The following is a 25,466-nucleotide window of genomic DNA, read 5'->3' as shown; positions in this document are numbered from 1 at the left end:
AGGCGCGGCACCCCCGGATGCGGACGGCATGGGGGGGTGCCGTCCGCAGGAGGTTCGCTAGAGCAGATTCTTGGACCGAAGGTCTTCCTTCACATCGGTCAGGTTGTATCCATCGAGGCATTCCGCCGTGGGAGCGCCGGTCTTCTCATCCCAGCTGAATTCCTTGTACACCATGGTAAGGGCGGTCTGGAAATCTTCCTTCTCCATTTTGTCGGTGCCGGCCGTGAAGGGCTCAATATCGGGATCTTTCGTGAACGGCCACTCGGTGTAGACGTCGTGCACGTTGCGGAAGTCGCTCGTGCCCATGCCGCGCATCGTGTTGGCGCGCTGCAGGGTCATGATGGCCGCACCGCGCTTGTAGAGCTCTTCGGTCGTAATGTCCTCGCCGGTCACGGCCTTGTAGAACTTCGCTTCCAAGTCCAGGTCGCCGCGGTAGTCGCGGGACTTCGACGGGCTCATGGCCATCGGCCACACCCAGTTGCACAGCGTGAGCGAATCGTGCAGCACGTCGGTCACGATAGACCACCAGCAGAACCTCGCCTTGGACTCGTTCATGGGCGTGTAGTTCTTCGTCTCGTCGATGGCGTCTTCGCCGCCCCAGAGCTCGGCTGCGATTTCGCGCTTCTTCTCGATAGGCAGGCCACAACCTTGGAAGTTCACGGCGGAATGGATCATGTCGTCACGGTTGAACATCATGTTGTACACGGCGCCCACCTGGCCGAAGCATTCGTGCGCATGGTGTACGGGCCAGCCGCGGTAGTTGATGAGGCAGCTCGCGGTTGTGTCGAACCATTCCATGTCGTCCCAGCGTTCGCACCACACGATGTCGCCGTGCGCGATATAGCTCATCTCGTTGTCGTTCTGCGCGATGTGACGCAGGATCTTCACCATGATGGACGGATCGTTGTTCTTGAAGGCGTCCCAATCGAACAGGTCGTACTCCTCTTCGGGCAGCACGCGCTTGAAGATGCCCTTTGAAATGCAGTGCGCGATGTCGCGGTAGAGCTGCGCGTAGTTGCACCACAGGCCCAGATCGTCAACCGTGGAGCCGATGACCTGGTTCCAGATGACGCAGTCCTCGGAGTTGTCTTCGACCTGGGTGTTCTCGCCGAGGATCTTGATCATGTACTTAAACGGGAAATTCGGCACGCAGGTGTTGCCCGTGATCTCGTAGCCGCCATGCTCGGCCGAACCGGGAATGCGCATGTCGGAATAGCAGTGGATCGGGCAGCTGTGGCAACCGTTCATCTTGATGGTGTACTTCTCGGCTTCGGGGCCGTCGTCCTTGGTCGTCTTCATGCAGCGATAGCCCACGGTGTTGAGCTCGCCGGGCTTCGGCTCGCCGGTCTCGATCGGGTCGCCTTCGGCTTGCGCCCAGTACAGACCCTTGCGTGCGGTCCAACGGCTACCCTTGTCGTAGAATTCCGCCCACTCCTGCTGGGTGGAAGGCACCACATGGTTGTTGTTCGAACCCACGATGCCGGAAATCATGTAGTCGGAAAGCGCGGCGACGACCTTCGGATGGGCCACGTTCACGCTGCCGTTGCCCTCGATGACGATGGCCTTGCATTTCTTCGAACCCAGAATGGAGCCCAGGCCGGCGCCTGCGGAATGATTGCGCGAATTGATGAGGCAGGCGTACGGCAGCAGATTTTCGCCGGCAGGCCCGATGGTGGCCACACAGAAGCCGTTGCCTTCGCGACGGCACAGCGCCTCGGTGGCGGCACGGGTCCCCATGCCCCATACGTCGGAAGCGTCTTCGATGCTGATCTGGTCGTCGAGGATCCTGATGTACACGGGCTTGTCGGAAGCGCCTTCGATGACGAGGGCGTCCCAGCCGGCCAGCTTGAGCTTCGCGCCGATCATGCCGCCGCAATGGGAATCCACGACCAGGTGGTCGGTGGTGAATGTCGACAGATGCGAGAACGTGGTGCGGCCTGCCAAGGGCGTGCCCGATGCGGTGAGCGGACCCACGGCCATGACCACTTTGCTTTCCGGGCTGAACGGATCGGTGCCTGCAGGCACTTCGTCATACATGATCTTATTCGCAAGACCCATGCCGCCCAGGAAATACTTGTATGGGTCGGTTGACTGGGTGGTGATTTCCCCCGTGGTCAGGTTCACACGGGCTATTTTGCCCTGCCAGCCATAGGAGACGTTTTCGGTTTCCATGTCTTTCTCCAAGTCTTTGCTGTGACATTGAAGCGTGCGTGCGAGGACATGTGTGCGATTGACCCCCTTATGCGGTCGATCCTAGTGTGCCCCATGGCCCGCCATGCGTGTACCTTGTTGTAGGGTATTGTGCATTCAACAGGACTTTTATCCCCATTGAGGGGACATCCGCAGAGCGCATTCCCTCACTATGCGATGCGTGCGAAGCGTGCAAGGAATCGTGCGTCAATCGAAGAGAAGCGCAAAAAGGAGGGACTCTCGATGGACGAGAAGGGGGAAACGATTCTGTCTGGAGAGCCGCAGGCCGAACCTGCTGCCAAGGAATCACCCAAGGAATTCACCCGCCGTCAAGTCGTCGCCGGAGGCGTCGGCATCGGCCTCGTCGGCCTCATCGCCGGCGGCGCATTGGCGAAATGGGGCGTCGTCGAAGATACGATCGCACGCGGCCAGGTGGCCGTCGACGTGACGCCGACCAAGCTCATCGTGACCGATCGCGCCCGGTGCTCGGGCTGCCAGCGATGCGAGCTCATGTGCTCGCTGCGCAACGACGGCCGCGCATGCCAGGCCACCGCGCGCGTGCGCGTGTGGCAGAACTACAACTACGGCGAAGGTTCGAACGGCCCTGACGGAATCTACCGCAACTGCCAGTTCACCGTCGAGCACTGCAAGCAGTGCAAGGAAGCCGCCTGCATGAGGAACTGTCCGGTGCACGCGATCTACGCCGATCCCAAAACCGGCGCGCGCGTGGTCGATACCGACGCATGCATCGGCTGCGGACTGTGCCACGAAGCATGCCCGTGGAATATGCCGCAGATCGATCCGGCCAGCGGCAAATCCACGAAGTGCATCGCGTGCGGCCGCTGCGCCGTGCAATGCCCCAACGGGGCCATCAAGTTCGTCGATTGGCAAGACATCGCCCAAGAGGCGATCGACAAGGGAATCGTCCGCACGGCGACGCTGTTCCCCGAGGATTAACCTCGCGACCGATTCGACTTGCTTGAGAAAGGACGCATCATGGACGACATGATGACGAGGCGAGGATTCCTCGCCGCGGGTGCCAGCTGCGCGGCATTGGCCGCTCTGGGCGCCTCGACGGGCTGTTCTTCCTCGCAACCTGAGTCCTCGGATTCAGATGATGACTTGGCCACATACACGACGGCGACGCTATGCGCGGGCTGCGCGAACGCATGCGGCATCGAAGCATGGGTGCGCGACGAGGAGCTGTGGCGCTTCATGGGCGCCGAAGGCCATCCGCATTCCGGCGGATACCTGTGCGGCCGCGGGCAGGGACTGCCGTCGCTCACGACTTCCGAAGACCGCGTGCTCGAACCCCTGAAGGCTGACGGCAAGGGCGGCTTCACGAACGTAAGCTGGGACGATGCGCTTGCCGATATCGCCGACCATATATCCGGCGCCGATGGAAAGACGGCATTGTTCCAAGACGGCCGCGCAACCGATGCGTGGTATGCCAAGCGTTTCATGGCAGCCGTGGGTTCGCCGAATTACTTCGACGATTCCGCACTCGTGAACGCCGACATTAATGCGGCGTATACAGCGCTTTTGGGCGCCACGCCGGTGTTCGACACGGCCAATTCGAAATACACCGTCGTGCTCGATGCAAGCGGCGACGAGACGGTTCGCCCTGCCGAGGTGGAGAAATTCGCGAAGGCGCGCGAAAACGGCGGATCCGTGGTGGCCGTCGATCCCCGCTATGCGGGCGCAGATATGCTCGCCGACGAATGGGTTGCCGTACGGCCCGGCTCTGAGCTGGCATTCTTGCTGGGCATCATAGGCGAGGTGGCGCTCGAGGGCATCTTCGACGCGGACTTCGTCGCGCGCTATGGCGAAGGCTTCGAAGAATTCCGCAGCGCGATGCTGCGCTACACGCCCGCATGGGCCGCCGAGCAATGCGGCGTCGCGGAACACGCGGTGCACGCCGCCGCGCAAGGCCTTGTGAAGGCCGCCCCGCATTGCCACGTGGATATTCGCCCGGGCATGCTTCTGGGCTGCGGCTATGCGACGAGCTTCGAAACGGTTCGCTGCGCGGTGCTGCTCAACGCCATGCTTGGCGCGGTGAACCAGACAGGCGGCATGTTCCTCGCGAAGATTCCCGCGATCGACGAGAGCGTCTTCGAGAACGCCCCGTTCACGAAGGTCTCCACCGCAGGCGAAAGCATCGCGCAGGCAAGCGGGCTCGGCGGCGCGAGCTGCCAAGAAGCCCTGGAAGCCGCCGCGAAGGGCGGCGCGGACGTCGCTCTGTTCGTGGAGTGCGATCCTGCGGCCGACTGGCCCGATTCCGCGAAGGTGGAAGAAGACCTTGACAACATCGGCTTCAAGGTGGTCGTCGACTCCGTGCTCACCGAAACCGCGCACAAGGCCGACTACGTGCTGCCCGCTGCAACGTACCTCGAGGCGGAAAGCGTGGTCGCTCCCGTTGCCGCCGCGTGGTCGCTTGCCGAGAAGAGAAACCGGGTGGTGGCGCCCGCAGGCGAAGCGCGCGCCGTGCATCGGATTTTCACCGACCTGGCGACGGCATGCGGCAAGGGCGACGATTTCGCCTTCGGGCTCGACGACGTGAACGATGCGCTGTGCAAGGCATACGGCGTTACGCTCGACGGCCTGAAGGATACCGCATGCTGCGCCATCCCGAACGCTGCCGTGCATGCGGGCGACGCGCCTGCCATCGGCACCGAATCGGGCAGGATCCCGTTCGCAGGCGACGCGTTCGCGCAGGCGGGCTTGGATCGCGTTCCCCGATATACCGACCCCGAGACGACGTCGGACGACGGCATGCCGCGCCTTATCACGGGTGCCCAGAGCATGCAGATGCGCACCTATACCGCCGATGCCGAAACGATCGCGGCGTTCGCGAAGGACATGGCGGCCCAGCGCGCATGGCTCAATCCGCAGACGGCGGATGGCCTCGGCATAGCCGACGGCGACGAGGCCGAGCTTTCCACCTCCGCGGGCACGATTCGCGTGAAGGTGCGCGTGACCGACCTCATCAGCCCCGAAGCGGTGTATGTGCCTCCTCACTATGGCATCGGCTCGAAGGAGATGACGCACGCTGCCGGATTCGGCGCAAGCGTGTGGGACATCGTGCCGCGCGCACGCGAAGCCGCGACCGGCGCGGGCATGGTATGCGAGACGCCCGTCGAGATCAGGAAGGTCGGTGCATAGGTTATGGCCCGATACGGAATGGTGATCGACACGACCAAGTGCATCGGCTGCGGCGCCTGCCGCTTGGCGTGCCAGAACCAGAACGACGTGCCTGCGAGCATGCCGTTCGTGAAACTTTCCGAAGCCGAATCGGGAACGTACCCCACGGCTTCCTTGCAGGTGATTCCTTCGCAATGCATGCATTGCGAAGACGCGCCGTGCCAGACGGTCTGCCCCACGGGCGCGACGTATACCAACGAAGACGGCATCGTGTGCATCGACCACGGCCGCTGCATCGGATGCAAATACTGCATGGCGGCGTGCCCGTACCGGGCGCGCGTGGTCGACGAACGCACAGGCTCGGTCGACAAATGCCGGTTCTGCACCGTGAGCGCGCTGCATGGCACCGAGATGTCGACCTGCGTGACCGCGTGCCCGGAAGGCGTGCGCACGTTCGGCGACCTGGACGATCCGGATTCGGATGTGTCCAGGATGCTCGCCGCGACGCATGCGACCCCTCTTCTGGGCGATGCGACCAAATCGAAGATCTTCTACGTAAGGTAGGTGGGCGAACATGTCATTCGAACCGGTTTGGGGCGCACCTATTGCGTGGTACCTCTTCCTTGCAGGCTTAGGCGGCGGCGCGTTCATCGCGTCGGCGTTCCTGCGATTCAAGCATCCTGAAGCCGAAGGAATGCGTTTCGCAGGGCATATCATCGCGCCTGCGGTGGTGATCGTCGGCCTGCTCTTGCTGATGTTCGACGCGGAAGCGGGTTTGCATAACCCGCTGCGCTTCGCGCTGCTCCTGCATAACCCGTTTTCAGTTATGACTTGGGGCGTCGTGTTCTTGGCAGCATTCGTGCTCATCGCACTCGTCGCGCTTCTGCTCGACTGCCTGAAAAAGCGCGTGCCCGCATGGCTTGAAATCGCGGGCGTCGTGTTCGCGGTTTGCGTGGGCGCATACACGGGAGCTTTGCTCGGCGTATGCCGAACGTTCCCCTTGTGGAACAACGCGCTGCTGCCCGTCCTGTTCTTGGTTTCGGCGGTTTCGACGGGCATGTCCTCGGTGCTGCTCGTGGGCGCGCTGAAGTTCCCGGAGGAATTCGACGAGGCGGGTGTGCTCAAGAAGTTCCACTACGTCTTCCCGATCGTCGAGATCGTGCTGGTGGCTTCGCTGTGCTTCATCACGAGCTACAACTCGGTCGCGGGTGCGCAATCGGTTGCAAGCCTCGTATGCGGCAGCTGGGCGCCCGTGTTCTGGCTCGGTTTCGTCGTGGTGGGCCTTGTAGCGCCCTCGGCGGTCGAGACGTGGCTGCTGTTCATCGCCAAGCCCGCGTTCGAGGAAACTTCCCCGGCGCGCTACATGGGCGCTGCCGCGGATGCGGGCGTGCTTATCGGCGGCTTCCTGCTGCGCTTCCTCATCGTGATGGCGGCAGTGCCTGTGCCGTTGACGTAGAGGCATCGAAGACCGCATCGGGGCGGCCGAAGGAGGCGAAAGGCCGGCGGGAATGTCCGCTCGGCCGCCGCTTCCTTCGGCCGCCCTGCGTTTTGCTCGGCAGCGCGAACAAGAAGGATCGAACGTCGCCCCTAACCGATGAAGGCGATGCTCGACGATATCTTCTCGAACCTTGACACACGGATATAGCACTGATATATATCAGTGCTATATCCGTAGCGGACATCCGTAGGGAGAGAGGCGCGATCGAACCATGGCCGAATTGAGCGCGACGCAGAAGAAGATTCTCGCGGTCGGCAAGGAAGAATTCCTCGAGCATGGTTTCAAGGGCGCCTCGCTTCGTGCCATCGTGAAGAAGGCAGGGTTCACCCAAGGCGCCTTCTACGGATACTACCCGAGCAAAGAGGCGCTGTTCGAAGCCCTTGCCGGACCCGCTGCCGATAACCTGATCGATCAGTTCAAAGCGGCCCAGGATGCGCACTTCGACCTCATACCCGACGATCGCGCGGCGGAAAGCCGCAGCCTGTCGACGGAATACCTCCTGCATTTCGTGAACTACGTCTACGACAACTTCGATGCGTTCAAGCTGGTGCTGTGCTGCTCGGACGGCACCCGTTTCTCCTCCTACGTGCACGACTTGGTAGAGCTTGACGTGGACCAGACCGAACGTTACTACGGCCGGCTTCGCGAGCAGGGGAAGATCGAAGGCGAGGTCGACCATGACCTGCACCACATGATCACGAGCGCCTACTTCACGGCGGTATTCGAGACCGTCGTCCACGATATGACGCGCGAACGGGCCCTCGAATACGTCCAGCAGCTGGCCGCATTCTTCAACAGCGGATGGGAAGGGCTGATCAGACTCACGTAGCACGCGCCGACCGTCCATACCCGAAAGAAAGGACCCCGCATGAACGATGGCAGATGGACGATCAGGGACGTCATCTCCACGGTGCTCATCAGCATGCTGATGATCGTCATCCAGATCGCGATCAACCTCGTGTGCATGCCCAACGACTTCGTGAGCATGGTGCTGTCGACGTCGTTCTCCGCGTTCGCATGCGGCGTGGTGTACGTGCTCCTGGCGACGCGCGTGGGCAAGCACGGCTGCACGCTCATATACGCCACCATGGTGGGCATCGTCTACCTGATATCGGGAAACTGGTATCTGGCCCCCTGGTTCATCCTCGTAGGCGTCATCTCCGAACTCATCCTGATCAAGAAGGATGCGTATCAGGACACTCGAAAGGTCATCGCCTCGTGGTCCGTCAACGGGCTTCTGCACCAAGGCACCAACTTCCTTCCCATTCTGTTCTTCTGGGATACGTACTACGCCTTCGCCATGAAATCGGGCATGGAGCAGAGCTACGTGAATGCCTACCTGCACTACTATACCGATCCGTTCTGGATCACGTTCATCGTGATATTCACCCTGGTCCTGGCATTTCTCGGTGCAGTCGTCGGCACGCGGCTCGTGCGCGCGCATTTCAAGAAGGCAGGCGTGCTGTAAGGTGTCGGGCGGCCGTTCGCTGAAAGTCCCCGTCAAGCTCTGTGCATTCGCGTGCGCGCTGGCCTGTTCGACGCTGACGAGCGCCCTGTCCATGCTCTACCTTCCCACGCTGCTGTCGCTGATTTACGTAGCGATGCAAGGCAGGACGCGTCTGGCGCTATCCTTCGCGATGACCTACGCCGTACTCGCGCTCCTGCTCTTCCTCATCCGATTCCACGGGCTGCATATGATCGTGTTCTCGGAATTCCACGTTCTTCTGCTCTGGAGCATGTCGCCCGTCATCGTGGTGGGATGGGATCTCATCACCACCCCGCCAGGCGATCTTTCGGCATTTCTATCCAAGATGCACGCGCCCGTGGCACTCATCCTGGGAGTGCTTGTCGTGTTCCGCTTCTTCCCCACCATGGCCTCCGAACTCTCGAGCATCGTGCGGTCCATGCGCAATCGATCCCTCACCGCTCCTGCCCGCATGATCGCCCACCCCGCCGCAAGCGGCGAATACGTCATCGTGCCCCTTATGCTGCGGTGCCTGCAGATAGCTGACCAGCTCACCGTGTCGGCCATCGCGCGCGGAGCGGAAAGAAACGGCATTCGAAGCAGCTATTACGGGCGGCCGTGCGAAGCACGGGATGCGATCTGGCTTGCCGTCTGGATGGCGGGAACCGCCCTGTTCTTGCTCGTGACCGGAGCAAAGCCGTGATCCGTCTCGACCGCGTCACGTTCCGATACGGAGACGGCAGCCACGGCGTCGTCGACATAGACCTGCATGTGCCCCAAGGCGCGTGCGTGGTGCTCTGCGGCGCATCGGGTTGCGGGAAGACCACGCTGACGCGGTTGATGAACGGCCTTGCGCCCTGCTTCTACCGAGGAAGGCTCGAAGGGTCGGTCACGGTTGAAGGCAAAGAAGTGCCCGACGCCCCTTCATGGAAGATGAGCGCGCACGTGGGCAGCGTGTTCCAAGACCCTAAGAGCCAGTTCTTCTCATCCGAGCTGCCTGGAGAGGTAGCCTTCGCCTGCGAGAACTTGGGAATGGATCAGGACGAGGTGCGTCGCCGCACCGACGCCGCCATCGCCGATCTCGAACTCGATTACGTCCGCGACCGTCCGCTCGATGCGCTTTCGAACGGCGAGAAGCAGCGGGTCGCCATCGCCTCGGTCTGCGCCCCGGCGCCGAAGACCCTCGTATTCGACGAACCTACCGCGAACCTGGACGCCGAAGGCGCACGCCAGCTCGCACGCATCGTGAAGCGTTTCAAGAATGAAGGGTTCACCCAGGTCATCGCCGAGCATCGCCTCTCTTGGCTCGACGGCGTGGCCGATCGCTACGTCTATCTCGAGAACGGACGCATCCGGGCGGAATTCACGCCCGATGAGATGCGCTCGATGGACGAGGGGGAACGTCGGCAGCGCGGCTTGCGGGCGCCGATGCCCGTATGCAAGCCCGACCTGCCCCTTCCCCGCGGCGAGAACCCCTCGATGCATACGACCGGGCTTTCGTGCAGACGAGGAGGGCGAATCATCTGGAAGGATCTTGACCTGCATTTCTACCCAGGGCGCGTGACCGCTATCACAGGACGCAACGGCGCAGGGAAAACGACCCTCGGAATGATTCTCGCGGGACTTGCGCGCCCCAACGGAGGAGCCGTCTTCATACGTGGCAAGAAGATGCGTGGGGCGCAGCGACGCACGTCCGTCTGGTTCTGCTCGAACGATACCGGCACGCAGTTCTTCACGAGCTCGGTGGCGGACGAGCTGCTTCTGGACGCGAAACCGACCGACAAGACCATAAAGCGCACCCGTGCGGCGCTCAAGCGATTAGGGCTCTACGAGTTCAAGGACGCGCACCCTGCGGCCCTCTCGGGCGGCCAGCGCCAACGGCTCGCCATCGCCTGCGCCCTGCTTTCGAATCGCGACGTGCTCATCTTCGACGAGCCGACGAGCGGGCTCGACGGCACGAACATGGAAATCATCGCGCATGAGCTTGCCGCGGCCGCACGCACGGGCAGAAGCATCCTGGTCATCACGCATGACAGCGAGTTCATGGCCGCATGCTGCGACAGCGGGTATTGCCTCGACGACCTTTGATGCGGCCGATACCCGCCGGCATCTCCCTCATTCGTCAAGGATCTGTTCTATCGTTTTCTTAGGTTCTCCCTTTCAGAAGCCGACATATCGTGCTTTAATGTATCTAAGTTATATAACTTAGATACATTAAAGCATGGATCGCATACGATGCATATCACGACATAGAGAGGAACGGCGCAGGAGATATGGCACGACGAAAGCAATCGGAACTCGGCGATATCGAAACGAAGGACAGGATACTTGCAAGCGCGAGGAAGCATTTCCTTGCCTACGGGTTCCAAGCGGCTCCTTTGCGGAAGATCGCCTCGGAAGCAGGTTTCACATCCGGCGCATTGTACGGCTATTTCGCCTCTAAGGAAGAGCTGTTCTACGCCATCACGGACCCGACGGCGGATCGATTGATGAAAGCGCTCGGCAGCGCTTGCGATGCAATAGAAGCCCTTCCTGAAAAGATGCGATTCCATACGATGGGCGAGGCATACTACCGGCATATTCCAAAGATCGTGGATGCGGTTCTGCAGGACAAAGACGCCATGGTCCTCATCGTCAACGGCTCTCAAGGAACGAAATACGAGGGATTCCTGGATGCCTTGGCGAGCCGTGCCGCCAAGACCATCGTCAACGCATCCGAATCCTCCGGATCAAGCGATATGCACGACATAGAAGGGCGGACGCTCGAGGTCCTGATGGAGGGTTATATCCATACCCTTTTCCGGCTCATCGTTTCGGATAGGGACAGGAACACGATCATAAGGTGCATGGAGACCACAGGAAAGGTCTACGAAAAGGGCATCCTTGCTTTGATGAGGGAGGGAACGTGATGAAACGATCGGAAGAGACGATCGGGACCTACCCGATGCCGCCGGCATCCGCCGAATGGATCAGAGCGCGCTTAACGGAACGCTATACCGAAGAAAAGGCTGAGGAAAAATTCGAAAAGATCAACCGCATGTATGAATCGTTTGCCGATCAAGCCCCTTATATAGGCGGCGAGAAGAACCCGATGTCCAAGAACTTCTACGGCGCACTTTCGGCATTCGCCTATTACGAATGCATGGGACGCTCCCTATCCCCCGACGAAATCACGGACATGTGCTACGGCATGATGATGACGGGGAGAAACGGCAGGAAGCCGCTGGAACGGTTCGATCTCAACAACAAGCTGGTACAGAAGCTCTTCTACGGCCTATTCGGCATGAGGGCGAGAAAGCTGAACAAGCACAAGGCAGACAGCTCGTGGAACAACGCCTGGGGAATGAGAATCAACCCCCGGGGACGCAAAGAGGGAATCAGCATCCATCTCGTGGGATGTCCCATCGCAGATTTCGCGAAGGAAAACGGTTACGGAGAACTCATGCCGTATTTCTGCGAAACGGACAAGGCCGTCATGGAAGCGCTCGGAGGAACGCTTTACCGGGATCATACGGTCGCAGACGGCTTCGACGAGTGCGACTATTGGATTAAGAACAAAGGGGAATGAAGGTCCTTTTCGGCATCGGTCCGGGGAGAACGCAATGTTTCAGACGCGTTCCCGTGCGTCGAAGTCGATACGCGCTTCGAACGTGCGGTCGGCCTGGAAAACGCTGAGGCGCCAGCCCGCATGCGCGAAGATGCGCGTGGCGACCCGCAGGCCCAGCCCTGCTCCCTCATGCGTGGACGATTCCCCACCCCGCACGCTATTCACCAGCGTGATCGTCGCAGCACGCATGCCGCATGCGCCATCTTCGGCGCGCGAGCACACGATGCGCACGGTGCCCCGAGCGACTCCATGGTTCCTGATATTGCCGAACAGGTTGTCGAAGGCGCGCGCGATCGCGCGGGGGTCCGCCTGCACGGAAAGCCCTTCGAGGCATTCCATTCCGCTTACCTGAACCTCCATGCCTATGCTTCGAAGCTCGAAAACCCCTTCCTCGATGCGCGCGCCTATGAGCGAGCGGCAATCGCATTCCGTGAGCGATCGGGTCGAGGAATCGGCATCGTGGGAGAGGAAGCGCTCGAACAGCTCGTCGGATATCTCCTTGACGCGGTAGGCCTTCTGCCTGCTGCTTTCCAGATAGCGCTTTTCATCCTGCTCCGACGTGCATCTGCCCATGGCCAGGATGTCCAGATAGCCTATCAATGACGTGAGCGGGCTGCGCAGGTCGTGCGACATCGAGGCGATGAGCTCGTAGTCGCGCCGGCGCGCCGCATCCTCATCGGTCTGGCGGGCCAGGACGGCCTTGCGCATATCGTCGATGCTGCGGGCCAACTCGCCCAGCTCGTCATCTCCCTGAACGGAGATCGGATAGTCCAGATCGCCGCCCTCCAGGATATGGACCTCGTCGTTAAGCGTTCCGATGGAGCGCGTCTTGCGAAACACCAGCAGCACGAGCACCAGCGCGAAAGCCGCGGTCGCCAGAGCGCCGGACGCCGCGGTCGCGGCCAGTTCGTCGCCCATCGCGTAGTATTCGTAGAACATGGCCTCGCCTTCGCCATCGGAGAAACGCACGTCGAAGGTCTTCTGCCACTGCATCGAATCGCCGCCGGGTATATCCAGGGATGCCAGATTCTCGTCCATGGTGGAGTCGTACAGGATGCGATCGTCGCCGTAGACCTGCAGCATCACATACCGCTCGCGGGTCACCCAGTCGTCGAGCGCCGCCTTGTCCGAACGCGAGACGTCGTGCTCGTCGATGTAGTCTTGCAACGAATCCGCTGCGCGCGCAAGGCGCTGCTCCTGGGCGGCCGGCGTATCGACGATGGAGGAGATTCCCCAGTTCGCAAGGGTCTTGGCACCGAAAAACACCCCCGCCCCCACGGCGAGCGCGATCGCTACGTAGGCGATGAGCCGGTAGGCCAGCTTGTTCATCGGATTAGTCAATGGTGTATCCCCGCCCCCATACCGTGCGCACGATCTGCGGATCGCGAGGATCGGCTTCGAGCTTCTTGCGCAGGTTCTTTATGTGCGCCATGACGGTGTTGTTCGATTGGGGAAGGTACATGCTGCGCCACACGTTCTCGTACAGCTCGCGCGCAGACACGACGCGGCCTCTGTTGCGGGCGAGGGCGAGCAGGACCTCGTATTCCAGGTCGGTGAGCGCCACGGGCGTCTCGCCTTTGCTCACGCGACGCGCGCGTGTGTCGATGAGCACCGGTCCTGCCTGGATCGTTTCCCCCGTCTGCGCGCCTTGGACCGAGCCGTACTGACGGTAGCGGCGCAGCATGGCCCTCACACGAGCCAGAAGCTCGGGCGTCGAAAAGGGTTTGACCAGGTAGTCATCGCCTCCCACGGCAAGGCCGGCCACTTTGTCGGCATCCTGCGAGCAGGCGGTCAGAAACAGGATGGGCGCATTGCTGGACAAGCGGAGACGCTCGCACACCTCCAAACCCGAGGCCTTGGGCATCATCACATCGAGAATGGCCAGGTCGAAAGGATGCCGCGCAAGAGCGAGCGCTTCCAGGCCGTCGCGCGCGGCATCCACCCGATACCCCTCGCTCGCAAGCAGCACGCTGACGACCTCGAGGATATCGGGGTCGTCGTCGGCAAGCAGGATGCGTGCCTGGTGCTGTGCCTGGGGCGGTTCCTTCATGCACTCCTCTGATCCTCAGAACGTTCGCGCGCCTTGGGCGGATGAACCCGGCTAAAATCCCATTCTAAGCGTTCTTCGCCATGACCATTCTCGGCGTGCTTCCGTCACTTCGTGCTCTCTCCGTAGGAATCGCAGCGATCCATGAATATGCCGTAGCCCTGCTCCTCCATCTTGTCGAGAGGGATGAACCGCAGGGCGGCGCTGTCGATGCAGTAGCGCAGGCCGCCCGCCTTGGCGGGACCGTCGGTGAAGACGTGACCCAGATGCGAATCCCCGACGCGGCTGCGCACCTCGGTACGCATCAGACCGTGGGACATATCGGTCTTCTCCACGATGACGTCGGGATCGATGGGCGCCGTGAAGCTGGGCCACCCGCATCCCGATTCGAACTTGTCTTCAGAAGAGAACAGGGGCTCGCCCGTCACCACGTCCACGTAGATGCCCGGCTCTTTGTTGTCGAAGTAATCGCCGGTGAAGGCGCGCTCGGTCCCGTCGCGCTGGGTGATGTCGTACTGCGCGTCGGTCAGCATGCGGACGATCTCGTCATCGTCCGGACGGCTGAACGCGGCTTCGTTCACACGCACGCGTCCGTTCTCGTCCTTGTAGCCATAGGGTTCGGCCCCGTCGGCGCCGGATTCGAGCTTCACGTCATCCAAGCTGCTGAAATCGATATGGCAGTAGCCGTTCGGGTTCTTCTTGAGGTAGTCCTGATGATAGTCTTCGGCTTCGCACCAGGCGCCGAGCGGCTCCAGCTCGGTGACGACATCCCGGTCGTACTGAGCGCGCACGTCGTCGAACACCTTCTCGATGGCGGCGCGATCATCCTCATCGACGTAATACACGCCGGTGCGGTACTGGCTGCCGCGGTCGTTGCCCTGCTTGTTCACGCTAGTAGGATCGATGATCTTGAAGTACTGGCGCACCAGCGTGTCCAGGCTCACGATCTTGGGATCGTACGAGACATGCACGGTCTCCGCATAGCCGGTGGTGTCGGTGCATACCTTCTCGTAGCTGGGATGGGCGACGTTCGCGTCTCCGTTGGCGTATCCGGATACGGCATCGGCCACGCCGGGAATGCGGGAGAAGTATTCCTCCACGCCCCAGAAGCAGCCTCCGGCGAAGTAGATGTCATGCAGGTTGTCGTAGTCGATGTTCACGTCTGCCTCCTTGGTCGTATCGGTAGGGTTTTCGGATGAGACGCCTTTCATGCCGTGCGAATCCGTCGCCTTGCTCAGATAGCTCTGGGCATCGCATCCGCTCAGCATGGCGGTTGCGAAGAGAGCGGCGCATACAAGGGCGGCGAAGGCGCGTATGCGGGTTCGTGCGTTCATGACCTGATCCTTTCCGATCCTTGCGCAGGTGCGATGCGGCGATGGAAGAATGGCGGTTGCGACGAGCGTAGACGAGGGTCGCATCGTCCCGCTTGCATCGTTGCGCGCAAAGCTATTCAAGCTGCGAGATCATCTTCTCCAGTTCCTGCGGTTTGATATCTCCCGTGCGCGTCTGCACCACATTGCCCTGGCTGTCCAGGAACACCGAAGTGGGCAGCGCCCGCACGCCGAATGCGCTGAACAGCTGCGCCTGGCCGTCCATCAGGATATCGAAGTCCAGACCCTGTTCCTGAGCCCAGCGCGCGAACTCGTCTTGGCTCATCTCTCCCGACAGCCCCGGGGCCACGACCGTGACGACATGCACGTCTCCGGCCTCTTCATGCTGCGCGGCCAGGGCCTTCAGATTATCGAGGCCGCTTACGCAGGTCGGGCACCAGCTGGCCCAGAACTTAAGGTAGACGGGCTTGCCTGCGTAGTCGGCAAGCTCATGCGTTTCTCCGTGCGCATCCTGGAGCTTGACATGGCGCCAGCCGTCCTTGCCGGCCTGCTGATCGCTCTTGGCTCCAGAGCCGGTCTCGGTCATGGCGTCGTCTTTCGAGGCGGTATCGGATTTCATATCGTCCATCCCCTCGTCGGCGGACTGTTCCTGCGCGGCGTCATCCATGGAGGTGGAGCGCGCGGAAAGATCGTGCACCTGGGTGAAGATCATCCAGAGACCCATGATGGCGATAAGTGCGCCGCCGATGCGCTGGATGGTGGGAAGGTAGCGGTTCAGCGAACGCACGCGGCCGATGAGCGCGTTCGAAGCGAGGGTGATGATCAAAAACGGGATGCTCATGCCGAGCGAATACACCAGCGTGAGCGCGGCGCCCGCCGCAGCGGTGCCCTGCTGCGCCGCCAGCGCCAGGACGGAGCCTAGGATAGGGCCTATGCAGGGCGTCCAGCCGAACGAGAAGCCGAGTCCCAGCAGAAAGGCGCCTGCGACCGTGCGGACGTTCAGCTTGCTGGTGTCGAAGCGTTTCTCCCGCTGCAACAGAGGAATCTGGATCAATCCGGAAAGGTGCAGGCCGAAGATGAAGATGACGACGCCGCAGGCGATGGCGACGTAGCCGTTGCTGAGCGCGTGCCCTACGGCGCCGGCCCCCAGTCCGAGGACGAGGAACGTGGCCGAGATGCCCAGCACGAACGCGACCGTCCGCGTCGCGCGTTGCACGCCGCCGAGTTCCTGGTCGTTCGCATCGGACGTGAGCAGTCCGATGTAGACAGGAAGCAGGGGCAGTATGCAGGGTGAGAAGAAGGACAGCAGTCCTGCGACGAACGTCGCGCCTATGATGCCGGTTTCCATGGGTTCTCCTGATCAGAGTTTGCGAGCATTGTTTTCCGGCATGATATCCCGACTTTCGCCGCCAGCGCCTCTATCGGGACCCGGTTTCAGAATTCTTCAGGAAGCCCATTCCGATTCCCTTGAGGCCGCTGCCTGGATGCACTGGGTCTCCATCGACAGGATGCATGAGGGCGAACCTGCTATGATTCCCTGAGCTGTCTCGCGGAAAGCCGGTAAATGGACTGCGTTGATATCCAGGTTAGAAGAGGAATCGCAATGGATTACACGAGGATGAATGCAGGCACGATCGACTCTTCAACGGCAGCGGCCATTTCGTCACTCTTTTTTTCTAGCTCTTGGCAACGATAACGAATTCCGATCTCGGCGAAGGAACCGCTCTCAACTGATTCTTTGATGCCGGAATCGAAAACCCGGCCTACCGTTCCGACATATACCTCTCGACCTCGTCGGGTGCGAGCCTCCGCACCTGCGTGCCCGCATATTCCCGGTATTCATCCATGATGAAGGCAGGCGACAGGGACGCGCACGACTTCCCTTTGCTCTTCTTCAGGTACGACCGCAGATCCTCGATGTCCGCGAAGATCTTGTACGAAAGCCTGCCGCGCTCCCCCGCTATCTCGTAAATGCCGCACGGTTTCTTCATGCTGTAGTCGGCGGTGCGCAGGTACAGCTTCGCGATCTCAAGCGATTTGAAAGGGAAGTTCCACCGCTGCAGTCCGCGATGAGGATCGTGCTCGATGCATATGCACCTGCCGCACGTCCCGCAGATGTACTGCGTGTGGTTCTCCAGACAGTCCCGCGGATTCAGCAGCGGGGTCGCCCTGCTCTCATCGACATAGCACTCTTCGCACATTCGAACGCTCCTTCCCCTTTTCGTCATACAGCTATTCTACCTGCAGTTTTTCATAAAGGAATCGCTTATTGCGAAATGAGGTTCGGTCGGATGAGGCCGTTGGGCTTTGCGCTCTTCGGTCGACATACGCTCAGACGATCGAGCTCATCCGAGCATCGTTCTCGCCGGCCCATGCAGAACGGCGGAACGGGCCGTCGCGACGAGCTCTTCGAGCGGCATGCTGCGATCCGACACAAGCCAGTGCGCGTACATGCTCAGGAGCATGCTCGACGTCCCGTAGAAGACGAGAGCCTGCCGCTCGGACATCTTCTTGATACCGAGGTGAGAGGAGACCGCATCCATCGCAGCCATGCGCGCCCTTTCGACAAAAGCCGGGTCACCCCCGTTGAGGAGCACCGCGAGATGATCGAAATGATCCCCAAGCGCCTCTTCGACGCGCCGTGCGACCCGCACACACCCTCGGCGCCCTCCCAAGCCGAGCGTGCTGAGAACTTCCGGAAAAAACACGTGTTCGACCCGTTCGGATATCTCGGCCTCGCATCGGTCGCGCACGTCGTAGACGTTTGAGAAGTGCGTATAGAACGTAGACCGCGTGATGCCGGCCTTCCCACACACTTCGCGCACGGTCACGTGCTCTATCGAATCGTCTCTCATGATCTCGAACAGGCTGTCGGTGATGCGCTGTTTCGTTGCCGCGACAGTCTTTGAATCATGCTCTTCCATACGCACCCCTCCATGAAAATCGGACACATTCGCCTGTTCTGTCGCTTGAACGGATGCAATCCGTTCCGCACAATCAAATCGGACACAATGTCCATTTTATGGAAGGAAGCCGCTATGGTTCAAGGGAAAACGCTCGTATGCATCGAATGCGTATTCAAGAGCTTCGGAAAAAAGTCCGTGCTCGACGGCGTTTCGCTCGAGGTTCGACAAGGTCAGGTAACGGGGCTCATCGGTCCTTCCGGGAGCGGCAAGACGACGCTCGTCAACCTCGTCGTCGGATCGGAGGTCCCGACTTCAGGCCGTGTGCTCCTCGGCAACGAGACGGCACCCTATCCGACGATGAGATCGAAGCTCGGCTACATGCCTCAGGATACGGCGTTGTACGAGGGCATCACTGCCCGTGAGAACCTGGAATTCTTCGGCGCCCTCCAGGGGCTTGCCCGCACGAAGGTCAGGAAGAGGATAGCGGAGCTCTTGCCGCTCATCGGCTTGGAAGACGCCTGCGACCAGCTCGTCGACAGCTTCTCGGGCGGCATGAAACGCCGCCTTTCACTTGCCGTAGCGCTTCTTGCGAAACCCGAGATCCTGGTAATGGACGAGCCGACGGTAGGGCTCGACCCGGTACGGCGCGCCGAGCTCTGGAACTTGTTCAGAACGCTTGCCGCCGAAGGCGCTGCGCTGCTAGTGACGACCCATGCCATGGATGAGGCTGCCCGCTGCGATGTCGTCGCCCTGATGAGGGACGGTCGTCTCGTGCGGACGGGTTTCCCGCACGCGATTCTTGAGTCGACGTCGACGGGAAGTTTGGAAGAGGCGTTCATCGCCTTGGTGGAGCCGGAGGGAAAGGAGGGCGACCATGCGTAGGCTGCTTGCGGTGACCCGCCGCATCGTCGTCGAGTTCGCCCGCGACAAGAGAATGGTCGCCACGCTTGTGGTTGCCCCCTGCGTCACCTTTCTCCTGTTCTACCTGGTCCTGGGATCGCCCGCCTACGTGCCCCGTCTCGCGCTCGTCGACGTCCCCGATGGCTTCGTCTCGCATCTTTGCGACGAGGACTGCACCCTGCAGGCCGTAGACACCCAGGAGGCGCAGCGGCTCTTGGAGGCGGCTGAGGTGGATGCCGTCGTCTCGGCGGGCGACGGCCACGTCCTCGAGGTGCGCGTCGAGGGCGCGGACGCCTCGCGCACCGCCGCCGCGCTCTCCGCCGTCCAATCCGCCCTGGTCGAGCAGCAGAAGATTGCCCGTGACGAGCTTCTCTCCCAGGCCGAGGGGTTCGAAGAGCGCATCGATTCCATCGATCTCGACATCGACGACGAGACGCTCTCACGCCTGCCCGCCGGCGTCCGCGAGGCGGTGGAAGAGGCCGAATCGCTCGCGGACGACATCCCCGACATCGAGGGCTCCATGCCCTTCACCTCTATCGAGGTCGACTATCTCCACGGCAGCGGGAACTGGTCCGTCTTCGACTACTACGGCCCGGTCTTCATCGGACTGTTCGTGTTCATGTTCGTCTTCATAACCGGCTCCATGAGCCTGCTCGCAGAGCGGACCTGCGGCACGCGGGAGCGGCTGCTCGTCACGCCCGTGAGGGGCTGGCAGGTCGCCAGCGGCTACCTGCTCGGGTTCGGCCTGATCGCTCTCCTGTACACGGCCACCACGATCGTCTTCACCGTGTGCGTGATAGGCTTCCCGAACGAAGGCTCGCCGCTGCTCATCGCGGCGCTCGCGGCCTCGATGGCGGCGGTATCACTCACCCTGGGCCTGGCAGTCTCGGGGCTGGCGGAAAGCCCTTTCCAAGTTATCCAGCTGCTGCTCGCCTTCGTCATGCCGCAGCTGATGCTCTCGGGCATCTTCGACCTCTCGCAAGCCCCCGCCTGGCTGCGTGCCGTCGCCTCGGCGCTGCCGCTCGGCTACGGCACAGAGGCTCTGCGCGACGTCATGTTGCGCGGCGCGGGGCTCGAGGCGGTCACCGCACCACTCGCCATCATGTGGGGCTTCGCCGCTTTCTTCTTCACGCTGGCGTGCCTCGGCATGAGACGTCCTCGCGCCCGATGACCCGAATCTGCATCCATCGTCTTTCGACGGATCGGAATCGATGTTTTCCGCCTCGCGTTGACTCGAGCCCACGCCGTAATCCGTATGTTCGTGTCGCGCCTTCCGTGCCCTTCGCAGGGAACCTGCGCACGCATTGCCTCATAAGGGGATATCGGTCGAAACTTCTGGTTGATAGAACTATAGGGACACCTCTCAGTATTGATATAGATAATTTCTATATCTATATATCAAATTTAAATATTAGTGAATAGCAAACCACGGTGATAGGATTCTCCGCATCGAACAACCGGCTCGTGAAGGAGAGACCCATGACCATCGCATACGATAAGAAAACCCCGCACCGATTCGACGTGGTCGGCAGCTTCCTGCGCCCTGCAGCGCTGCGTCGCGCGCGCGCCGACTTCGAGGCGGGAACGATCTCCCGATCCGAACTCACGGCCGTCGAGGACGACGCGATCCGCGACCTGGTCGCAAAACAGAAGGCGGCCGGTCTCGGCGTCATCACCGACGGCGAATTCCGCCGCGCGACCTGGCACCTCGACTTCATGTGGGGATTCGCGGGCATCGGCCACAGCAAGACCGAGACCGGCCTGCCTTTTCATGGCGAAACGGCGAAGATCGACGACACTTATGCAACCGGCAAGATCAGGCTCGAGGGCGAGCATCCCTTCATCGAGCACTTCCGCTTCGTTCAGGCGCTCGAAGACGAAAACGTCGTGGCAAAGCTTACGATTCCCGCACCCGCGCAGTTCCTCGCACAGCTCGTCCTGCCCTTCAACCGCGCGCATACCGAGGAATTCTACGAGAACGATGCACAAGTTGAACATGATCTGGTGACCGGATACGAAGCCTTCCTCAAGCAGGCTTTCGATGCGGGCTGCCGAAACATCCAGTTCGACGACTGCAGCTGGGGCATGCTCTGCGACGAGAAGGCCGAGGCCTTCTTCGGCAGCGACGCCGAGGGGCTCAAGCGTACGCAGGAGCAGTTCCTCTCCATCAATAACCGCGTCCTCGATGCCCGCCCCGAAGGCCTGACCATCAACACGCACGTCTGCCGTGGCAACTACCACTCCACGTATGCATCCTCCGGCGGATACGAAGCCGTTGCCTCCACCTTCTTCGCCCGCGAACACGCAGATGCCTTCTTCCTCGAGTACGACGACGAGCGCTCCGGCGGCTTCGCCCCGCTCGCTCAGATTCAGCCCGGGACGAAGGTCGTGCTCGGCCTCATCACCACGAAGAGCCCCGAGCTCGAGGATAAGGAGCAGGTGATCGCCCGTATCCGCGAAGCAGCCAACTACGTGCCGCTGGAAGACCTCTGCCTTTCCCCGCAATGCGGTTTCGCATCCTGCGAAATCGGCAACAAGCTGACTGAAGACGAGCAGTGGGCCAAGGTCGCGCTCGTGCGCGAGATCGCCGAGGAGGTCTGGGACTGAGGATCCGATCCGGGGTTCCGCTCCGCCGCCCGTGTAGCTCGGATCCCCACTGCCCTGCTCGTGGGACGGCGGAGTGAAAGCAGAAACTTTTTTTGCGCCTCGCGAATGAAGGCGCCGGCGAATCGTCGTCGGCGCCTTCATTCGTTTACCGATCCGTTTCGATTTCCGCACGCATCGTTCTCCATGCTAAAGTGAATCGCTTGAAACCAATCGCGTTTTCCGCCCGCGCACTTCGGCGCATGGCCCGTCTCATCGCCACGCCTGTACCGCCTCTATGCGCCCGCGCACCGCACCGCCGGATTCCCATCGCCGGCCGCCAGCAAGGAGATAGACCCATGCAGACCGAACACGATCTTTACATAGACGAGACCAAGGAACGCGTGAAGCATTACTTCAGGTGGATCGAATTCACGCATTCGTCCACGAAGGCCGCAGGCGTCATGCTTGTCGCCGCGATTCTCGCGCTCATCGTGGCGAATTCGCCGATCTACGACGCCTTCCTTGGGTTCTGGCATGCTCACCTGACCTTCGGATTCGGCGAGAACGTGCGCTCGATGACGCTCGCGCATTTCATCAACGATGTGCTCATGGCTATATTCTTCCTGCTCGTAGGCCTTGAGATCAAATACGAGATAACGGTCGGCGAGCTCACGAACATCCGTCAGGCGATCCTGCCGATCATGGCGGCGGCCGGCGGCGTGGTCGCGCCCATCCTCATCTTCGTCGCCTTCAACTTCGGCACCGCCACGGCAAGCGGCTGGGGCATCCCCACCGCCACCGATATCGCGTTCGCCCTGGGCGTCCTTTCGCTGCTCGGCGATCGCATCCCTTCAGGCGTGCGCGTATTCCTGAGCACGCTCGCCGTGGCCGACGACATCATCGCCATCCTGATCCTGGCCATCTTCTACGGGCAGTCGCCGAGCATCCCGTGGCTCGGAGCAGCGGCGCTCGTCATGATCGTGCTCATCGCGCTCAACAAGCGGCATGTATATGCGCTCGCCCCCTATATCGCGCTCGGCGTGGTGCTGTGGTACTGCATCTTCTCGTCGGGCATCCACTCGACGATCGCCGGCGTGCTGCTCGCCTTCGCCATCCCCTCCGGATCGCACGTGAACCTGCATACGTTCGCCGACTGGAGCGGGCGGAAGGTGGAACAGGCCCGCGAGAGCTTCGCTCCTGAAACGCCCGTCATCGCGCAAGGCGATTATCTGAAAGCCGTAGCCGAGCTCTCAAAGGTGGCAAAACAGGTCATCCCGCCTGCCGTACGTCTTGAGAAATACCTCTATCCTTGGGTATATTTCCTGATCCTGCCCTTGTTCGCGCTCACGAACGCCGATGTGTGCCTCGTCGACGGCACGCTTGGCAACGTATTCGCGAGCCCCGTGCTCTACGGCGTGTTCTTCGGCCTGCTCGTCGGCAAGCCCGCCGGCATCCTGGCCATGACCCTTATCACGGTGAAATCCGGGCTGGCCGGCCTGCCGTCCGGCGCGCGCGTGGCGCATATGGTGGGCGCTGCGCTGCTCGGCGGCATCGGCTTCACGATGGCGATCTTCGTCGCGAACCTCGCGTTCGTCGACCCGGTGGCCGTGACTATCGCGAAGGTGGGCATCCTATCCGCATCGCTCGTCGCCGGCGTGGCCGGATTCCTGCTGCTGCTCTTCGTCAGCCGAAAAGACGCGCAGAATGACAGCTGTAAGACGGATAATCTCGCGGAAACGACAGCATGATCGAGCTCGATGGCGGCCGCCCTTGACACGACGGCCGTTGCCGACCGCCATTCGCAACCCGCATGCAGGGCATTCCTTTAACAGAAAGGGTCCCTATGAATCATTGCATACGCGTGGCCTCGACGCCCGAGGTCTTCCTGATCGACGTTCCCTACCCGAACGTTATCACGCGCGGCACGAACTGCTACGTCGTCAAAGACGGCGACGACTGCCTGGTCGTCGATCTGGGCGCACCGTCCGATGAAGGGTATGCGTACCTGATGGCCGCGTTCGACGAGCTGGGCATCGACCCTTCGCGCGCGCGATACTTCCTCACGCATCTTCATATGGACCATGCCGGCCTCGTCGATCGCGTCGTTCCCGCAGATGCCCCGCTCTATCTCTCGCGCATTGATTTCGAGGCAAGCGCGTTCCAGCGAACCGATCTGTTCGTGCGGCAGCTGGAAGACCGCATTCGCGCCGAGGGAGCATCCGAGAGCTACATGAGGGAAGCAGCGGCCCAAGGACTCGCGCATGACTGCTGGATATCGCCTGAACGCAACCTGCGCTTCGTCGGCGAGGGCGACACGATCGATGTCGGACGTTTTTCGCTGCGCGTGGTGGAAACGCCGGGCCACACGCAGGGGCATCTGACGCTGTTCGAACCCGAAAGCCGTGTCTACTTCGGCGGCGACCACATACTTTTCGTGCTTTCGCCCGGACTTCGTTTCTCGGTTTCCGACCCGAACACCCTGCAAAACTACCTGGACAGCCTCCGCAAGGTTCAAGATCTGCGGGTATCGCGCCTGTTCCATTCGCACGGCGAGATCGAAGACGGTGTGAACGAGCGTATCGACTGGTTGATCGGCCATCGCCACCGGCGCGTCGAACAAACGTGGGAGGCGATCAAAGAACGCCCCGGCATCACGGGAACGCAGGCGATTCGCCTCGTCCCTTGGAACACGCGCGGCAAATCCTGGGATGAAACGCCTATCCTGCTCAAGCAATGCATATTGGAAAACGGCATGGTCGTGCTCGATCATCTGGTCAACGAGAGACGCATCGCGCGGCGCGTCGATGGGACGGGCGCATTCCGCTACGAGCCTGCGTAGCGCGCTATAATCGCGAGCATCGCACGCTGCACTGCATTCGGAATCGCACGACTTCGCCGCGCGAAGGATGATTCGCTGGAAGTTCGTACGCCTTCGGACGCATCCGCATCCCTCCGCGATGACGGCAACCCGCGAAGCCGATCCGTCATCGCGCGCAATCGACCAGGAGATACCATGTCCGCAGACGAAGACGCAACCTCTCGCATAGAGCGCCTGATCGGGCCCGAGGGTGTCGAGGCGCTCGCTGCGGCCACGGTCATGGTCATCGGCATCGGCGGCGTCGGTTCGAACTGCGCCGAGGCGCTTGCGCGCGGCGGCGTCGGGCATTTCATCCTCGTCGACCATGACGTGGTGGAGCCGAGCAACCTCAATCGCCAGGCCGTCGCCTGGCAGCATTCCCTCGGGCAGAAGAAGACCGAGGTCATGCGCGATATGATCGCCGACATCAATCCTACGGCGACGGTCGAGGTCGTCGATGCGTTCGTGCTGGAGGAAAATGTCGACGCCATCGTGAGCGACTACGCGCTGCGCGCCGACTACGTCGTGGACGCGATCGATACCGTTTCGACGAAGCTCGCTCTTGCGCAAGCCGCGCAGGAGCATGGATTCTGGCTGGTCAGCGCCATGGGAGGCGGCAATAAGCTGCATCCTGAGCTCCTGCGGTTCGCCGATATCAACGACACGTTCAACTGCCGCATGTCACGCATCATGCGCAAAGAATGCCGCAAGCGCGGCATCCGCCGCCTGCGCGTCCTCTTCTCGACCGAGGAGGCGCCCGCCGCGACGACGCCTGAAGGTCAAGAGCGCGGACAGCGCGGCGGGCTGGGCACGATGCCGTATTTCCCGCCCATCATGGGCCAGATGATAGCTGGCGAGGTTATCCGCACCATTGTCGGGCTTGAAGGCTAGCCGCCTCGCGCTCCTTCAAGGGAATCGGTGAAACCCTTGTCACCCCC

Annotated in this window: 23 protein-coding genes; 16 read left to right on the top strand and 7 right to left on the bottom strand. The window is 61.4% G+C overall.

The window, feature by feature from the left end; genetic code table 11:
- Positions 1–57: 57 nt before the first annotated feature.
- Positions 58–2,172: an aldehyde ferredoxin oxidoreductase gene (locus HMPREF1155_RS04625; RefSeq protein WP_039993379.1), complete on the bottom strand. Its 2,115-nt coding sequence runs from the start codon at positions 2,170–2,172 to the stop codon at positions 58–60.
- A gap of 261 nt (positions 2,173–2,433) precedes the next feature.
- On the opposite strand from HMPREF1155_RS04625, the gene HMPREF1155_RS04620 reads away from it, so the two are divergent.
- The 10 genes from HMPREF1155_RS04620 to HMPREF1155_RS04575 all read left to right on the top strand — a co-directional run bounded on the left by HMPREF1155_RS04620 (position 2,434) and on the right by HMPREF1155_RS04575 (position 11,862).
- Positions 2,434–3,147, top strand: coding sequence for a 4Fe-4S binding protein (locus tag HMPREF1155_RS04620; protein WP_009077854.1), 714 nt, complete (start codon positions 2,434–2,436; stop codon positions 3,145–3,147).
- 39 nt (positions 3,148–3,186) lie between these two features.
- Positions 3,187–5,352 carry a molybdopterin-dependent oxidoreductase gene (locus tag HMPREF1155_RS04615; RefSeq protein ID WP_009077859.1) on the top strand — a complete coding sequence of 722 codons (2,166 nt, stop codon included), beginning with the start codon at positions 3,187–3,189 and terminating at the stop codon, positions 5,350–5,352.
- A gap of 3 nt (positions 5,353–5,355) precedes the next feature.
- The gene (locus HMPREF1155_RS04610; RefSeq protein WP_039993377.1) at positions 5,356–5,895 is read left to right on the top strand and encodes a 4Fe-4S dicluster domain-containing protein; all 540 of its coding nucleotides are present in this window, start codon (positions 5,356–5,358) and stop codon (positions 5,893–5,895) included.
- 10 nt (positions 5,896–5,905) lie between these two features.
- A complete protein-coding gene (gene nrfD / locus HMPREF1155_RS04605; protein WP_009078083.1) occupies positions 5,906–6,787 on the top strand; it encodes an NrfD/PsrC family molybdoenzyme membrane anchor subunit in 882 nt (293 codons plus the stop codon).
- A gap of 253 nt (positions 6,788–7,040) precedes the next feature.
- Positions 7,041–7,658 carry a TetR/AcrR family transcriptional regulator gene (locus HMPREF1155_RS04600; RefSeq protein WP_006363305.1) on the top strand — a complete coding sequence of 206 codons (618 nt, stop codon included), beginning with the start codon at positions 7,041–7,043 and terminating at the stop codon, positions 7,656–7,658.
- Between the two features lie 39 nt (positions 7,659–7,697).
- Complete coding sequence (locus HMPREF1155_RS04595) at positions 7,698–8,297, top strand: MptD family putative ECF transporter S component (protein ID WP_009077743.1); 600 nt, start codon at positions 7,698–7,700, stop codon at positions 8,295–8,297.
- 1 nt (position 8,298) lies between these two features.
- The gene (locus tag HMPREF1155_RS04590) at positions 8,299–8,997 is read left to right on the top strand and encodes an energy-coupling factor transporter transmembrane protein EcfT (protein ID WP_009077851.1); all 699 of its coding nucleotides are present in this window, start codon (positions 8,299–8,301) and stop codon (positions 8,995–8,997) included.
- Positions 8,994–10,382 (top strand): ABC transporter ATP-binding protein, encoded by a 1,389-nt coding sequence (locus HMPREF1155_RS04585; RefSeq protein ID WP_009078014.1) that lies wholly within the window; start codon positions 8,994–8,996, stop codon positions 10,380–10,382. The genes HMPREF1155_RS04590 and HMPREF1155_RS04585 overlap by 4 nt, the downstream gene beginning before the upstream one ends.
- A 185-nt stretch (positions 10,383–10,567) precedes the next feature.
- Positions 10,568–11,203, top strand: coding sequence for a TetR/AcrR family transcriptional regulator (locus HMPREF1155_RS04580; RefSeq protein WP_009077817.1), 636 nt, complete (start codon positions 10,568–10,570; stop codon positions 11,201–11,203).
- On the top strand, positions 11,137–11,862 hold the full coding sequence (locus HMPREF1155_RS04575) for an L-2-amino-thiazoline-4-carboxylic acid hydrolase (RefSeq protein ID WP_238319109.1): 726 nt from the start codon (positions 11,137–11,139) through the stop codon (positions 11,860–11,862). Before HMPREF1155_RS04580 ends, HMPREF1155_RS04575 begins: the two co-directional genes overlap by 67 nt.
- Before the next feature lie 39 nt (positions 11,863–11,901).
- Here HMPREF1155_RS04575 and HMPREF1155_RS04570 read toward each other — a convergent pair whose 3' ends face one another.
- The 6 genes from HMPREF1155_RS04570 to HMPREF1155_RS04545 all read right to left on the bottom strand — a co-directional run bounded on the left by HMPREF1155_RS04570 (position 11,902) and on the right by HMPREF1155_RS04545 (position 18,203).
- A complete protein-coding gene (locus HMPREF1155_RS04570; RefSeq protein WP_238319107.1) occupies positions 11,902–13,242 on the bottom strand; it encodes a HAMP domain-containing sensor histidine kinase in 1,341 nt (446 codons plus the stop codon).
- Positions 13,235–13,951, bottom strand: a complete 717-nt coding sequence (locus HMPREF1155_RS04565; protein WP_009077891.1) for a response regulator transcription factor — start codon at positions 13,949–13,951, stop codon at positions 13,235–13,237. The genes HMPREF1155_RS04570 and HMPREF1155_RS04565 overlap by 8 nt, the downstream gene beginning before the upstream one ends.
- Positions 13,952–14,055: 104 nt before the next feature.
- Positions 14,056–15,282, bottom strand: coding sequence for a peptide-methionine (R)-S-oxide reductase MsrB (gene msrB / locus HMPREF1155_RS04560; protein ID WP_009078061.1), 1,227 nt, complete (start codon positions 15,280–15,282; stop codon positions 14,056–14,058).
- A 112-nt stretch (positions 15,283–15,394) separates the two neighbouring features.
- Positions 15,395–16,627 (bottom strand): cytochrome c biogenesis protein/redoxin, encoded by a 1,233-nt coding sequence (locus HMPREF1155_RS04555; RefSeq protein WP_009077874.1) that lies wholly within the window; start codon positions 16,625–16,627, stop codon positions 15,395–15,397.
- A gap of 415 nt (positions 16,628–17,042) precedes the next feature.
- On the bottom strand, positions 17,043–17,480 hold the full coding sequence (locus tag HMPREF1155_RS04550) for a hypothetical protein (RefSeq protein ID WP_009077887.1): 438 nt from the start codon (positions 17,478–17,480) through the stop codon (positions 17,043–17,045).
- 144 nt (positions 17,481–17,624) lie between these two features.
- The gene (locus HMPREF1155_RS04545) at positions 17,625–18,203 is read right to left on the bottom strand and encodes a TetR/AcrR family transcriptional regulator (RefSeq protein WP_009077800.1); all 579 of its coding nucleotides are present in this window, start codon (positions 18,201–18,203) and stop codon (positions 17,625–17,627) included.
- 114 nt (positions 18,204–18,317) lie between these two features.
- Here HMPREF1155_RS04545 and HMPREF1155_RS04540 point away from each other — a divergent pair, with 114 nt between their 5' ends.
- The 6 genes from HMPREF1155_RS04540 (at position 18,318) to HMPREF1155_RS04515 (ending at position 25,419) form a co-directional block, all read left to right on the top strand.
- Positions 18,318–19,067 carry an ABC transporter ATP-binding protein gene (locus HMPREF1155_RS04540; RefSeq protein WP_009077732.1) on the top strand — a complete coding sequence of 250 codons (750 nt, stop codon included), beginning with the start codon at positions 18,318–18,320 and terminating at the stop codon, positions 19,065–19,067.
- On the top strand, positions 19,060–20,256 hold the full coding sequence (locus HMPREF1155_RS04535) for an ABC transporter permease (protein WP_006363323.1): 1,197 nt from the start codon (positions 19,060–19,062) through the stop codon (positions 20,254–20,256). The genes HMPREF1155_RS04540 and HMPREF1155_RS04535 overlap by 8 nt, the downstream gene beginning before the upstream one ends.
- A 308-nt stretch (positions 20,257–20,564) precedes the next feature.
- Positions 20,565–21,692, top strand: coding sequence for a 5-methyltetrahydropteroyltriglutamate--homocysteine S-methyltransferase (locus HMPREF1155_RS04530; protein WP_009078081.1), 1,128 nt, complete (start codon positions 20,565–20,567; stop codon positions 21,690–21,692).
- A gap of 335 nt (positions 21,693–22,027) precedes the next feature.
- Positions 22,028–23,419, top strand: a complete 1,392-nt coding sequence (gene nhaA, locus HMPREF1155_RS04525) for a Na+/H+ antiporter NhaA (protein ID WP_009077942.1) — start codon at positions 22,028–22,030, stop codon at positions 23,417–23,419.
- 95 nt (positions 23,420–23,514) lie between these two features.
- Entirely contained in the window at positions 23,515–24,510 is a 996-nt protein-coding gene (locus tag HMPREF1155_RS04520) for an MBL fold metallo-hydrolase (protein ID WP_009077831.1), read from the top strand.
- Between the two features lie 174 nt (positions 24,511–24,684).
- Positions 24,685–25,419 (top strand): ThiF family adenylyltransferase, encoded by a 735-nt coding sequence (locus tag HMPREF1155_RS04515; protein ID WP_009078079.1) that lies wholly within the window; start codon positions 24,685–24,687, stop codon positions 25,417–25,419.
- The last annotated feature ends 47 nt before the right edge of the window (positions 25,420–25,466 follow it).

The sequence above is a fragment of the Slackia sp. CM382 genome, from assembly GCF_000293015.1.
Lineage (GTDB): Bacteria > Actinomycetota > Coriobacteriia > Coriobacteriales > Eggerthellaceae > Slackia > Slackia exigua.
Note: the sequence above shows the minus strand (reverse complement) of the source record. Positions and strands in the feature narration are given on the sequence as shown.